The 13,578-nt window shown below is 46.5% G+C and carries 16 protein-coding genes; 11 read left to right on the top strand and 5 right to left on the bottom strand.

The features are described from left to right. The first annotated feature begins 221 nt into the window (after nt 1-221). From NSU14_RS15880 to NSU14_RS15855, 6 genes are read left to right on the top strand one after another with little or no spacing between them, the layout of a single operon-like run. Nucleotides 222-698 carry a hypothetical protein gene (locus tag NSU14_RS15880; RefSeq protein ID WP_231575370.1) on the top strand — a complete coding sequence of 159 codons (477 nt, stop codon included), beginning with the start codon at nt 222-224 and terminating at the stop codon, nt 696-698. Further along, nucleotides 698-1,219, top strand: a complete 522-nt coding sequence (locus NSU14_RS15875; protein ID WP_340946142.1) for a hypothetical protein — start codon at nt 698-700, stop codon at nt 1,217-1,219. Before NSU14_RS15880 ends, NSU14_RS15875 begins: the two co-directional genes overlap by 1 nt. A 26-nt stretch (nt 1,220-1,245) precedes the next feature. Then, complete coding sequence (locus NSU14_RS15870) at nt 1,246-2,040, top strand: hypothetical protein (protein ID WP_042136872.1); 795 nt, start codon at nt 1,246-1,248, stop codon at nt 2,038-2,040. Beyond that, nucleotides 2,041-2,490: a hypothetical protein gene (locus NSU14_RS15865; protein ID WP_340946138.1), complete on the top strand. Its 450-nt coding sequence runs from the start codon at nt 2,041-2,043 to the stop codon at nt 2,488-2,490. Between the two features lie 28 nt (nt 2,491-2,518). Then, nucleotides 2,519-4,027 (top strand): spore germination protein, encoded by a 1,509-nt coding sequence (locus NSU14_RS15860; RefSeq protein ID WP_336100529.1) that lies wholly within the window; start codon nt 2,519-2,521, stop codon nt 4,025-4,027. Continuing rightward, complete coding sequence (locus NSU14_RS15855) at nt 4,024-5,250, top strand: Ger(x)C family spore germination protein (protein WP_076244853.1); 1,227 nt, start codon at nt 4,024-4,026, stop codon at nt 5,248-5,250. Before NSU14_RS15860 ends, NSU14_RS15855 begins: the two co-directional genes overlap by 4 nt. A gap of 6 nt (nt 5,251-5,256) precedes the next feature. On the opposite strand, the gene NSU14_RS15850 is transcribed toward NSU14_RS15855, so the two are convergent. After that, nucleotides 5,257-6,342 (bottom strand): GerAB/ArcD/ProY family transporter, encoded by a 1,086-nt coding sequence (locus NSU14_RS15850; RefSeq protein ID WP_076244855.1) that lies wholly within the window; start codon nt 6,340-6,342, stop codon nt 5,257-5,259. Nucleotides 6,343-6,413: 71 nt separating this feature from the next. On the opposite strand from NSU14_RS15850, the gene NSU14_RS15845 reads away from it, so the two are divergent. Next, entirely contained in the window at nt 6,414-6,713 is a 300-nt protein-coding gene (locus tag NSU14_RS15845; protein WP_076244857.1) for a hypothetical protein, read from the top strand. A gap of 439 nt (nt 6,714-7,152) precedes the next feature. Here the strand turns inward: NSU14_RS15845 and NSU14_RS15840 are convergent, their stop codons facing one another. Together NSU14_RS15840 and NSU14_RS15835 are read right to left on the bottom strand one after the other, a co-directional pair. Next, nucleotides 7,153-8,055: a sulfurtransferase gene (locus NSU14_RS15840; RefSeq protein ID WP_340946130.1), complete on the bottom strand. Its 903-nt coding sequence runs from the start codon at nt 8,053-8,055 to the stop codon at nt 7,153-7,155. A gap of 83 nt (nt 8,056-8,138) precedes the next feature. After that, on the bottom strand, nt 8,139-8,519 hold the full coding sequence (locus NSU14_RS15835; protein WP_340948952.1) for a sigma factor: 381 nt from the start codon (nt 8,517-8,519) through the stop codon (nt 8,139-8,141). Between the two features lie 90 nt (nt 8,520-8,609). Here NSU14_RS15835 and NSU14_RS15830 point away from each other — a divergent pair, with 90 nt between their 5' ends. Continuing rightward, entirely contained in the window at nt 8,610-9,569 is a 960-nt protein-coding gene (locus NSU14_RS15830) for a phosphotransferase enzyme family protein (protein WP_340946125.1), read from the top strand. Nucleotides 9,570-9,673: 104 nt separating this feature from the next. Here the strand turns inward: NSU14_RS15830 and NSU14_RS15825 are convergent, their stop codons facing one another. Next, complete coding sequence (locus NSU14_RS15825; protein WP_076244863.1) at nt 9,674-10,606, bottom strand: aminoglycoside phosphotransferase family protein; 933 nt, start codon at nt 10,604-10,606, stop codon at nt 9,674-9,676. A 240-nt stretch (nt 10,607-10,846) separates the two neighbouring features. Further along, entirely contained in the window at nt 10,847-11,218 is a 372-nt protein-coding gene (locus tag NSU14_RS15820) for a hypothetical protein (RefSeq protein WP_042136889.1), read from the bottom strand. 260 nt (nt 11,219-11,478) lie between these two features. Here NSU14_RS15820 and NSU14_RS15815 point away from each other — a divergent pair, with 260 nt between their 5' ends. Genes NSU14_RS15815 through NSU14_RS15805 form a run of 3 tightly spaced genes read left to right on the top strand, consistent with a single transcriptional unit; the run spans nt 11,479 to nt 13,566 of the window. After that, complete coding sequence (locus NSU14_RS15815; RefSeq protein WP_042136891.1) at nt 11,479-12,450, top strand: ABC transporter ATP-binding protein; 972 nt, start codon at nt 11,479-11,481, stop codon at nt 12,448-12,450. Further along, nucleotides 12,443-13,192 (top strand): ABC transporter permease, encoded by a 750-nt coding sequence (locus NSU14_RS15810; RefSeq protein ID WP_042136893.1) that lies wholly within the window; start codon nt 12,443-12,445, stop codon nt 13,190-13,192. The genes NSU14_RS15815 and NSU14_RS15810 overlap by 8 nt, the downstream gene beginning before the upstream one ends. Further along, nucleotides 13,192-13,566: a GntR family transcriptional regulator gene (locus NSU14_RS15805; RefSeq protein ID WP_039306026.1), complete on the top strand. Its 375-nt coding sequence runs from the start codon at nt 13,192-13,194 to the stop codon at nt 13,564-13,566. The genes NSU14_RS15810 and NSU14_RS15805 overlap by 1 nt, the downstream gene beginning before the upstream one ends. The last annotated feature ends 12 nt before the right edge of the window (nt 13,567-13,578 follow it).

The raw sequence follows: 13,578 nt of genomic DNA, 5'->3' as shown, positions 1-13,578 counted from the left end.
GGGAGGATGCGAATAACCGAATACAAAGTGCGGCTACGAAGATGGATTTCTCCTCTAATTGGCTAGAAAGTAACAAAAGCCCGTGCCAGGCACGGGCTCTTCATGGTAACTATTCGCCAGCGGTTATACCGGAGCAGGGTTGAACGCTCAGCATGCATAAGTCACCAAAATAAAGGGGAAATTAGAAATCAAATTTAACAGTGAAGCGGAGGCATTTTGTAGTGGTAATTGTCATATTCCTCATACTCGCATGGTTCTCTATTGGGGTCATGGCCAGTCTGCCCAATAAACTGCCGCTGGCAGCCAACTTCCTTTTGGTTATGGTCATTGAAATTTTACTTACTAATAAATTGACCCTCTTATCTTTCAATTTTAAGCTGTTCGAAATAAATACAAGCAGTATCCCCCACTTTCTATCCATGATTCTGCAAAATGATATCACTGTCACTTTCATTCTCCTGACCTATGTGAATGTGTTTCTAACTGCCTCCAAAGCCAGCACGCGCTGGGGAATATCTGCCTATGGGTTTCTGTTCCAAATGTTCATTGGAGCAATGCTTCGCTGGTACTCCGTACTTACTTATACCGGATGGAATTTCTTAATGGAGGCGGTGATGATCATTGCTTTAATGAGCTGTACTTTGCTGACGGGGCGTTTCTTTCAACGAATGATTACTAAGGAAGGATGGATTCGGTGATGGAAAAAATCGTTTATGACAATCAATTTAACGGGAATGAGTGGTTTGTCATTGGGATGGCTGTCATTGGTTTGACGGCAGTCTGGTTGCTTCCCCGGCGCTTTTCACCTGCCCAAGCAACCTTTAATCTGCTTATTGGCGTCACTTTTGGACTTATGTTTGACCATGCGATCGCGATCCCGCCGTTTGATCTATATGATGCGGGGGACAACTCAACATACGAGTGGATTGACTTATTCTCTTATTTCATGTATGCGCCGTTTGGATACTTGTTTATTTATGGGTATGAGCGGCTGCGGATGTCCGAAATCATGACGGTTGTGTATATTCTCTTTTGGGCACTAGTGTCTATCGGGTTTGAATGGCTGGCTGTAAAAGCTGGCGTGTTCCATTACAAGCATGGCTACCACATAAGTTACTCGTTCCCCATTTACTTATTCCTGATGAGTATTCATCTAAGCTTGTACCGGATGGCATTCTCACGGGTTCGTTGGCAGAGTAAGCGTAGTAAAGAAGTATAAGAAGATTATACTCGGGGGCAATCCAGATGGAGCAGAAGAAGGAAGCAAAGCGCATCCGCAGATATAACAGCTATATGGCGGTATTCAATACTAACCAAATTTATTTAAGGAACCCTTGGGTCATCGCATGGTGGTCAGCGGCTTTTCCAGGTTTTGGTCATCTGAACCTCGGGCTTTATTTGAAGGGGTTTATGCTGATTATTTGGGAAATCGTCATAAATAACGGTGCCGGGATCAATAAAGCGATGGTGTATTCCTTTAACGGAAGGTTTGATGTCGCCAAAGACATACTGAACCCGAGGTGGGTGCTACTATATATTCCAGTCTATATCTATTGCATATGGGACAGTTATCACAAAACAATCGATCTGAACAAGCATTTCCTGTTGGCCCAAAATGAGAATTCACCCGTCACAGTTTTCAATATGAAGGGTGTGAGCCTGAATATGCTGGATAAACGGCAGCCACAGTATGCTCTGGTATGGTCCTTATTATTTCCGGGATTGGGTCATCTCTATTTACATAAATTGATGAGCGGTTCATTTCTCTTCGTGAGTTGTATTGTTATTGCTTATTATTCACATCTCGTTGAAGCCTGTATCTATACGATTAACGGTTCCTTTGAATTAGCAAGGGCTGTACTAGATCCGGAATGGTTCTGTTACTATCCGTCGATGTTTTGTTTTGCAGCTTATGAAGCGTACATAATAGCGGTTGAGCAAAATAAATTATTCGAGCTAGAGCAGTTTCAATTTCTCCGGGAAAATGTACAGCCACGGAGCTTTGAGCTGCTTGGCTCGAAAGGAAATGAGGAAACTTAATTGCATGTACTCTCTTGTTTTGAGTCTTCTGTGTATCTGGAATTGGTAATTCTGGCTTTAGAGCAGAATGGTTTCGGTAAAGAAAACATTGCTGCTGTTCCAATGGAACCAACAACCCAAAGAACGAAGCTGTCCGATTCCATTCATCGGGCCGAGGGAATTGCCGCAATTGATCCAGCAGCAATCCTGGGCACCATCTTTGCGGTCCTGGGCGCCTCTTTCGGATTTGAATTAAGGTGGGGACCCGTTCTTTGGGGGCTTATCGGACTAGCGGCAGGAGTGTTCACCGGTTGGATCCTCTTCCTTATAGCCGGAAATAGAGTGAAGAATAGGCCGCCTGGTACAAATGCATTAGTCATGTTGATTATTCATTGCGAAGAAGCAGAGTCAATTAAGGCGATCCATATTTTGAAGCAGTTCTCTGCGATAAACATTGGAAATTTAAACTAGGAATTTCTTGAAAGGATGGAGGGGAACTATGCGGTATACAGAATTAAGCACTGAACTCGCGATTAATGAGAAGATGCTGAGAGAAATTTTCCAGGACTGCTCTGATATCGTATTTCGGACCATCAGCATCAGCCCCAAAATACTGCTTATTTATTTAGATGGATTAACCGATACCAAAATCCTGGATCAAGTTGTGCTACAACCAATCATTTATGATGAAAATCCGGACGGGTTGAATAGCGTTACCAAGCTACGGGGAATCATCCAACAGCAGCTTGTAGCCATCTCACAGGTCCAGACGGTTTCTAAAGTAAAAGATGTGGCTGATGGCGTATTAAAGGCGAATATCACCATACTGGTTGAGGGAGAGGACAAAGCTTTAGTTGCAGATCTGAAAGGATTTGAGAAACGGGGTATTGAAGAACCAGCAGCTGAAGTCTCTGTCCGTGGACCCAGAGATGGCTTCACTGAAACATTACGAATTAATACAAGCCTGATCCGCAGACGCATCCGCAGTGCAGAGCTCAAAATGGAATCCATTACAGTGGGGCAATATTCTCAGACGGATATCGTCATTGCATATATTCATGGCGTTGTCTCGAATACTGTCCTTGAGGAAGTCCGTAACCGAATCAAGCAAATCCAGATTGACGGGGTCATGGAATCGGGTTTCATTGAAGAGTTTATCGAAGATGTTCCTTGGTCTCCATTTCCGCAAATTCAAAATACCGAACGTCCTGACGTTGTTAGCGCAAGTCTGTTAGAGGGCAAAGTTGCCATTATCGTTGATAATACTCCATTCGTGCTGATCGTTCCGATGAATTTTTGGACAGGATTACAGGCGGTTGAAGACTATTACGAACGTTCTATTTATACGACCTTCATTCGGTTCATCCGCTATTCGCTGGTAAATATGTCACTATTGCTTCCGTCCTTATATGTTGCACTTACAACGTTTCATCAGCAGCTTATTCCAACCAACCTGCTCATTAGTATTGCCAATTCCAGAGAGGGCGTCCCTTTCCCAACCTTTGTCGAAACATTATTGATGGAATTTATGTTTGAGGGACTACGTGAAGCGGGCATTCGTATGCCAAAGGCCGTTGGTTCGGCGGTAAGCATTGTGGGGGCACTTGTCATTGGACAAGCTGCTGTGCAAGCAGGCATTGTATCAGCCCCTGTTGTGATTGTGGTAGCTACGACAGGAATTGCCTCGTTTGCCATTCCCCGGTACAATTTTGGAACTGCATACCGGATGCTTCGGTTTCCTATGTTGATTTTTGCGGGATTGCTGGGTTTATACGGGATAATCAGCGGATTATTTATTTTGATCATCCATCTTCTAAGTCTGCGTTCATTTGGTGTTCCGTATATGAGTCCGGTCGCTCCACAAACTCTCCGGAGCTTGAAGGATGTAATCATCCGCGCACCCAGATGGAGTATGAACCGGCGTCCGGCATATCTCTCCGGGCCTAATAGAACCCGCATTCCCGAAGGCCAGCAACCCCATCCAAAACGAAAGAGGGGAGACAAATGAATAGAAAACGGATAGTTTCTTCCTGTCTGCTCATCTCTCTTCTATTTACTTCAGGTTGTTGGGACAGTACAGAGGTAAACGATCTTGCGATAGAACTCGCCTGGGGGATTGATAAAGGGCAAAATAATGACGTAGTGATCAGTGCTCAGGCCATCGTTCCGTCGAAAATTAGCAGTGGACAAAGTGGAGGTAAAGATGGAGGAAGTCAGAATAATCCCTTTTTTGTCGTAACCAGCTCTGGCATGAACACGCTTGATGCCGTGCAGCAGATGCAGACCAAGCTGTCCCGGCAGGTATTCCGCGGTCACCGGCGGGTCATTGTGATTGGAGAGTCAATGGCCAGACACGGGATTAAGGATGTACTGGATACGTATACCCGGGATCCGAACCTCAAGCTGCGGACCGATCTGTTTGTGGTCAAGGGAGGCACTGCACGGGATTTTTTAAACATATCATATCCGCTAGAAACAATACCCGGTCTCGGAGCCTTAGGAGAATTTGACCAGATGGGTACGCTTATGGAAATGGGGTTTTTACATTTTTTAATATCCGCAAGCAGCAAAGGAACCAGTCCGACTGTTCCATTAATTAAAGCGGGCTTGAACAATGGCGCGCAAGAAGAAGGCGAGCATCAGGATCAATCCAGCAGGAATGATGTGGAGGGGTTTCACCTGGCAGGAACCGCAATTTTTAGTCAAGAGCTGAAATTGGTAGGATTCTTGGATATCACAGAAGGACGAATTATGCGATGGGTAACCGGGAATTTACAGAAGCTTACTATTTCGGCCCAAATACCCGAAGAAAACGGAAACGCTAGTCTGGAGGTAAATAAGTTAGGGAGCAAGATTCAGCCTGTTATCCAAGGTGATCATATAAAATTCCTTGTTACGTTAACAGGGCAAGGAGCCATACGGGAAAACAACACGAGACTGGATCTGACAAAAATGGACAATATAAATCTTATGCAAGACACATTTAACAAGCATGTTGAAGAATCGGTGCTGCGGACCATTACCAAAGTGCAAAAAAAGTATGGAACTGATATCTTTGGATTCGGGGATTCCATTCACAATGAAAATTCATCATTATGGAAATCCTTGAAAAATAACTGGGATATGGAGTTTTCAAAGGCGGAGGTATCAGTAAAAGCAAATTTGACGGTTCGGCGGATAGGTGTAACAGGACCATCGGTACATTTGATGGATGACGAAATAAAACGATGAAGTTTGTCATTTCTTGAATTGCCGAAACCAAGTAACGGTGAGCAGGATCGCTGGCAAGACTAAATGCAAGGGTACCGACACATAAGGAAGCAATATTTTAAAATGATGATAATAAATATGCTCAGTGATGTTCTTGGACATGGTCATTCCCAGAATTAATGAGAGGAGGCATGACGGAATGATCAGTGAACGATAACTCTTCATCTTGGTCAATTGCTGAATCCCTTTTAGCGCACCGAACATATATATGACACTTTTTAATAATGCTGTCATTAAAAAATACAGAACACCAAACATCTGCAGGTTTTCAATGAATTTTCCGATACTGATTAAACTCAATAAGGTGTAGAGGGGATATAGAAACCGCGAAAACACTCCCCCAAAAACGGAAATCGCAAACAAGTCCAAACAGGCAATCATGATTCCTGACAGTACTGTGGAAATAACTGTAATCTTCATTACTTTTGAAGGGGTTTTGACTTCAGGCCAGAACATGGCAAGAACAATGGCTTCCCCAAAGGATTGAGTGACACCGCCTGGGTAAACAACGTTCCAGATGGGTCCCCACCCGTTTTCCAAAACAGGTTGTATATTCTTGATATGCATGACACCGGAGCCAAATAGAAGGATAATCTCAATACTGAAAATGATGATAACAATGGGAAGGAATAATTCTCCCAGTCGTGCAATGATCTGAGCGCCACCATATAAGCAAAAGGCGATGATGAGGGCAAATAACCCTGTAATCAGTATAAGCGGTGTATTATTTAAGAGGGTTGTTGAAACCATATCCCTAATATCCGCAATAATACGTCCCACAAAATACAGAAACACAAGAGGGTATACAAATGCTATAGGTGTCCCGATCCAGCGTCCAAATTGTGCGGGAAACCACTGGACTAGAGAGAGCCCCGGGTTCATCCCCATTAAGGTGGTGTAGACGAGAATAATAACTACTCCCAGAGCACTGGAAATCAGTTCACCAATCCATGCATCCCGGCCAGCCGTACCTCCAAAGCCAAAGATAATGGTCGTTCCGAGCTGGAAAATAAAAGTGATTGTGAATAATTGATAGCTAGTAATTTTATTCAAAGTATCCGCTCCATCTCATCTGATTCACATCTCATCAGTATGATTATTTCCATAGGAGGGACGCGGCAAACATGAGAAGGTCAGAGGGAGACAGACTATTATTCAAAATGGAGACAAACTTCTTGACGCTACCGATAAGCTATCATTTGATTATTACATTACCTGAAGATATTGCCTCGCTTGACAATGAGATTAAAAGAGCTGCTTACGAGATCCAAAATGTTGATAATGCACATAAGTATGTTGACGATATCATTGCTAGAATTGGAGATGAAGATACAACAATTGGTCTTCATATGATTGTAGACTTAGCATCTAAAGCTGAGGCATGGATTGAATATATACAAGTCCTCTCAGAGAGTGGTTACTAGCCAGGAAGTCGTTTATTATTGAAAAAGAAGAAAGTTATGTTGCTTCATGAGTTAAGTTAAATTTATCGAATTGTTTATTGGAAGTTTATTAGGGGCATAAACATACTAGCACGTTTCTTGCACTTACGCCGTTGAGTATAATGGGTCCAAGAGTTAGCAATAGCCATTGGACAGGCGGTATGTTTGGTTCTCTTCCGCTCCTCCGTCTCAGGAATCGCCAAAGCGAAAATTGCGTTCTTACATCTGATAGTTGGCAGCCGTAATGCCTCCACGATGTAAAGTCCGGCGGAGTATCGCCGTTACCACGCTGTAAATGCTTTCTCCAGCTTGTGGTTGACTCCTTGTTGACTTGAGATACCTCCTAGTACTTTGTACGAACCCTGCATCGCCATAACTCTAGCACAAAGAGCCCGCGCTTAGCGCGGGCTCGTCGTATTTATTATTCCCCAGTAGCCACCGGATTCTCCTCATAACTAATCCAGTCGCTCCAGCTTCCCGCATACAGCCGCACCTTCTTGAATCCAGCCTTCTCCAGCGCGAGCACATTCGGGCAGGCGGTTACGCCGGACCCGCAGTAGACGATAATCTCCGCGTTCTTGTCCATTCCGGCAAAATGCTCCGCAAGCTCATCGGCGCTCTTGAAGCTGCCGCCCGCGTTTTGCGTTTCTTTCCAGAAGTAGTTGACCGCACCGGGGATATGCCCCCCGACCGGGTCCAGGGTTTCATTCATACCCTGATAACGGTCATTCGCGCGGGAATCAATCAGGATAGGGAGAGCCGAGAGCGAAGCGGCAACGCCAGCAGTATTCCCGGTATCGGCCCCATCTTGAGTCCCGAAACCAGCCGTCTTCACCGACACGCGGCGAACCTCTTCAACATCCACCAGCATATGAGGCTGCAGATTTGCCGTAAAAGTACTCGGCACCCGCACCGGCTGATGATCCGTCACCGGATATTTCTCAGCCTTCCAGGCACTGAAGCCGCCTTCCAGAATGAAAACCTGTTCATGCCCGAGGTAGCGCAGCAGCCACCACAGCCGGGCAGCGTTCATGCCGCTCTCATCGTCATATGCAACGATACGGGAATCGTTCCCGATTCCGAGCTTCGCGAGCCGTGCCGCCAGCACCTCCGGATCGGGAAGCGGGTGGCGTCCGCCGTGTTCGGTAACCGGACTGGACAGATCCAGCTTCAGATCGAGATAGACCGCGCCTGGAATATGCTCTTGTTCGTAGCTCTCCCGGCCTGCTTCGGGTTTGCCCAGGGTGAAGCGGCAGTCGATGATGGTCTGCTCCGGCTCATAGAGCCTTGCCAGCAGCCAGCGTTTGGTAACAGTTGCGTCCATAAGTATCCCATCCTTTGCATATTTCAATATGAATTTCATTATAGCGGAAAAACCACAGCTTGGCAGAATATGCTCACTAACAGTTAATTCTGTTCTGCGAATTGGGCTTCAACGGCTGCAGTTGCGGGAGGAAGATCCATGCCCTGCTTCCAGATAAGGATCGGATTATTATCCTTGGGGCCATAATAGATGGCTTTGATTTGAGTGGAGGGGTTGGTCCCGTTAGCGTTTAATAATTCGAGATCTATGGTGTCATATCTGTTGCCAAGCCCGAGCTCTGCGAATTTTCGCGATTTAATTACCTGCAGCTTTTCCTGTGGCTCAGCGGGATCCCGGCGTTTTTCCTTCTCCATATAAGTGAAGTAGGTATTTTTAGCGATTTGACAGAGCCAGACACTGATTTTACAATTGCCTTTGAACTGGTTAATATTTTTCACTGCTTTGACAAACGTTTCTTGCGTAATTTCCTCGGTTCACCACCTTACATAGATAAGACCCGGCTGCGGAAGATTCGTTACATATCAGCACAAAAAAAGAGAAAGGGGCACAAGCCTATGAATAACATTGTAAGCCAGGCCTGGCCGGAGTGGAATGGAACGTTAAGGAAGCGGAGCGGAGGCTGGAATAACACCACCTACTTCGTGGACAAGGACGCCCGCCGCGCTGTACTAAGAATCTATGATACACATAGGGACCGGAATAAAATAGAGTTCGAGCATGCCGTGCTGCAGAAGCTGGCTATACTGGATTTGCCGTTTAAAACCCCCGTTCCCATTCTTACCTCCACAGGGGAAACGATGGTCCAGCTTGAAGAAGGAAAGTTCGCTTGCCTGTTCGGCTATATTGATGGTGAATCTCCCGCTGAACAGGATTCCGGCTTCTATGAGTCGTTCGGTGAGGCTGCCGGGACATTATCTGCTGTGCTCGCTGATGTGAAGCCGGAGACCCCTCCTGTATACAGGCCCTACTATGAGCTGGGGCGTTCGTACCCGCTGTGCACCCGGGAAGCGCTCCGCGACCTGTTGTTGAATCCGCCTGAACCTCTCCAGGGTTTGCTGCCCGAACTGAAAGTGCTGGTTGAGGCTTATGAAGGTGTGGCAGACTCACTGGAGCAACTGGAGGAGTTACCCCACCAGCTGGTGCATGGCGATCTTAATGCCTCTAACCTGCTGGTGGATACGGAGGATGCTGCGCAGGTGACGGCGCTGCTTGATTTTGAGTTCTGTACCTGGGATGTACGGGCCATGGAGGCTGCGGTCATCTTGTCCGGAATGCTGTGCCATGAAGAGGAAGAGCGGATTATCCGTGATTTCTGGCGGGGCTTCAGCCGCAAGATCATGCTTACCGCAGAAGAATTCACAGCGATTCCGACGCTGATCCTGCTGCGTAAGGTCGACGTCTTTCTTCATTTTGTCACCCGTTACTGGAAAGGCATTGATGAAGTGAATGTGCTGCAGGAGCAGATACCTGTGCTCGCGGCAGAGGTGCTTCAGATGTCGGGCGGGAAGCTGTAGCTGGAATTCTATTTGCTTATAAGCGAGCGCATAAAAAATAAGACCTGTAAGAAAGACACTAAGCTGAGAGAGCTTCTTACGGGTCTTTATGGCTGCGTTCAATCTTATAATAAATTATTATCATAAATTCTATGTAAAAGCTCCCTGCCATAATGGATGACGTTCGGCTGTTTGTTGAGGGTGCCCCAATATATATCGCCAATTGCCATCTTAATGCAGCAGATTTGCACTTCTATATTCCTCTCCTTAAGTATCTCGGCTCCATAGCCTTCAAAATATGCTTTCATAGCACGTTTATTATCTTTGAAATACCGCCCGAATAGAATGGAGAAGTTATCCACATCAATACCCCATAACATATTTTCAAAATCAATCATTCCGGTGAAAATACCGTTGTTATCAACCAGCCAATTCCCTGGTGTAGAATCCCAGCTTATGGGGACTGGTTTAGCAGGCTCAAAAATTTGAGTGTTCTGAAGAGCCCAATGGGTTAACTCGATCTCTGAAGATTGCAACAACCCTTCCTGAGTACAGCGCTTACAAATATCAATAATTGAATTGGATACATATTGAACCGGGTCTGCATTATGGTATAACTCAATTGGATTTCCATTCTTATCGGGGCGGCCAAACCAACGGCCATTCTCTGAATGATGTAAGACTCTTGTAAGTTCGCCAGCCTTAAGGTAAGCAGCTTCATTAGCTGCGGAACTTAGTTCCGCCTCTCTCAGGATTGTCCCATTAATCGAAGTTATCAATATCGCTTGCCATTCATCGCCCTCAAAGGAACTGATCAGCTCTGGTACATACGGCTTCAAGTAACCTGTCCAATGAGTATAAGCAAAAACTTCCGGATGCCATCTTTGTTTTCTGGTATAGGTTTTTAAGTAATAACATTTGTTGCCGGTGTCTGAACTAAGCTTCCAGACTCCTGTCCTTACGCTATTTAATCTTAAATTAGCTATGACTTGAAAGGGGCCAATGGCGGATAGAACCAATCCGTTTAATTCAGGTGGATATATTTCTAGATTGAGCATGCTTATCCTAATCCTCCTCAAGCGTTGCCGGATACTATTGACATTTCTAACATATAATATTGTTCAGTCCGCGGATATTTTTCTTTACTGCCTGCCGGCCTTGAATTTGTCTCTTACCTAATAGTGATGCCGTACAGTTTGAATGTTAATAACAGTCCGGCTAACAGCCTTGAACAACCAAATAGGGCACCCTCCGGCTGGGTGATACCGGAGGGTGCCCTATTTGTCTTGCGGATGCTACTAGATCAGCCGGTAACCCGAAGGCAGATTTCCGCTGCTGCGGATGCTGCGGATTTGTGCCAGGGTCAGCCTTTGGTTAGTTGAGATAATCGACTCTACATCGTTGCCGGAGATAAAGTCATCCAGATCACGGATGCTGTGGTTCCCGCGAAGTACACGGAAGCTGCCTCTGAACCGGGTTCTGCTGAACAGGACGAGCGTAGCATTGCTGCTGGTGGAGAAGAAACGGAGACTTTCGATTCCGTCCAGAATATTGTCTGTATTACGGATACCCAGATTGCCCCTGTAAATTCTGCTTCTTCCCCGGTAATTTTCTTCGCTGTACACCGTCAGCCGTGGATAAGTCTGTGAGATATGAACCTCTTTGTCCATGCGAACTCCTCCTCGAAGCTGGAATGGCAAATGCAGTGCGATACTGTCAGTTGCAATACTATTCTATGATTGCTTTGGAAGACTGGTATGGTTAAACCCCCCGCGTGAATAGCCTGTTTCCGGAGAGGATAAGGAAAAAATTCACAAACGGGCTTTACAGATTGAAATGTCTAGTGTACTATTTAACTAACACACAGATACAATAATTTAAATGCGCAGTTGGAAACAATAACAATCCCGTACTACACAAGGAGGCTGTCATGAATTCGTCCACTCGTAATCAAGGGCTGTCAGGCCCCATGAAGGAAGAAACCGTATTGGAAATGCAAGGCGTCAGCAAGGTGATAAAAGGGAAGGCAATAGTAGATAACCTTAGCTTCGATATCCGCAGAGGGGAGATTATCGGACTGCTGGGTCCGAACGGGGCGGGTAAAACGACCACCATCCGCATGATGACCGGACTTATCCGAATGAGCGGAGGAGATGTCCTTATTCATGGGCACAGCATACGCAAGGATTTCAAGCGGGCCATCTCGCAGATCGGAGCGATCATCGAGAACCCGGAGTTTTATCCCCATATGACCGGTTATGACAATCTGAAGCAGTATCTGCGGATGAGTGACGGGGCCGGAGAATCGCGGATTGATGAAGTTGTGGCGCTGGTTGGACTGCAGGAAGCGATGGATAAGAAAGTAAAAGCGTATTCGCTGGGTATGCGCCAGCGTCTTGGCATCGCCCAGGCCCTGCTGCATTCGCCGAAGCTGCTCATTCTGGATGAACCGACCAACGGGCTGGACCCCGCCGGAATCCGGGAAATGCGCGATTATATGCGCACGATTGCCGAGGTGGAGGGCATTGCAATACTGATCTCCAGCCATATGCTGGCCGAGATTGAACAGATCTGCCACCGCGCGGTTGTAATTCAGAACGGGAAGCTTGTAACGGTTACGCAGCTTGCAGAGGCGCCGGAAGCGCGCAGTGAAGTAGCCCTTACCATCCGGGTGGATAATGCCGGGAACGCGCGTACTGTTGCCGAAGCATTGCAGGGTGTGGAGGTTACCGGGACAGATGAAGCTCACTCCGAGCTGCATGTAAGCCTGCCCGACAGGAATGTTCCGGAGCTTGTGGCTGCACTCAGTGAAGCCAAGGTTGGGGTATACCGGATTACCGAGAATAAACAGAGCCTGGAAGATGATTTCCTGAAATGGACAGGGGGTAACCGCATTGCGTAAATTTAATCAGCTCGTACTGAATGAATGGCTCAAAATATCGAAGAAACGCAGCTTTACTGTTCCATATGCCCTTCTGGTGCTAATGGTATTTGTGATAGGTTATATTGTGCACACGGTGGCAGGGGCGGATACGTATGCCTCCGCGGCGGAATTCACAGCAGACTCACTGCTGCCTACAGGAATCGGCCAGGTGCTGGTGATCCTCGTCATTGTTGGGATAGCTGGGATAGTGTCCAAAGAATACAGCCAGGGGACCATCAAGTTTCTGCTGATCCGGGCCCGCAGCCGGACTGCGATACTGGCCTCTAAATATGTAACCGTACTGCTCTATTCATTGAGTATGCTGCTGATTGCGACAATCGCGCTGTTTGTCTCAGGAATGATCTTCTTTGGACTCAGCGGAGGGGATTCAGGACTCAGCGATATCCTTACCTCACTGTTGTACTCATCCGTATACTGCATCGTGTATGCCACGATCGGATTTATGCTTGGAATACTGACCCGATCAACAGGAGTAACGATCGGTGCGACTATCTTTGCCACTACCATAGATAAAATCATCATCTACCGTGATTTCTATAAATACTTCCTTTTCCCGAACCTCAATCTCGCAGCTTATAAAGATGGCGGTGCGCCGATGCCGGGAATGACGTTGAACTTCTCCATTGTGCTGCTGTGCATATATATGGCGTTGTTCCTGCTCGCGGGATTTGCGGTCTTCAGACGCAGGGATGTTGCTTGATGGTTATCGAATTTGATAACAACCAGCCGATTTATCTTCAGATCATGAATTACATCAAAGGGGAGATCATCACAGGCAAGCTGAAGCCCGGTGACAAAATCCCCTCAGTACGTGAATTGGCCGCAGAACTGCAGATTAATCCGAATACGGTACAAAGAACCTTTCAGGAACTGGAGCGTGAGACAATCGTGGAGACCCGCCGCGGCATGGGCAGATATGTTACCGGAAGAGAAGAGACGATTCTGACCATCAAGAAGGAAATGGCACAGGATGTGCTGGACCGTTTTATCCGCGGCATGCAGGAGCTCGGCTTCCAGGGTGAAGATATTCTGGCGGCCGTAGCGGAGAATATACATCAGCGTGGCCAAGAATAGGGGGATTACCAA

The organism is Paenibacillus sp. FSL R10-2771 (assembly GCF_038000205.1).
Taxonomy (GTDB): Bacteria; Bacillota; Bacilli; order Paenibacillales; family Paenibacillaceae; genus Paenibacillus_AQ; species Paenibacillus_AQ phytohabitans.
The sequence above is the reverse complement of the archived record's forward strand: the minus strand, read 5'-3'. Positions and strand labels throughout refer to the sequence as shown.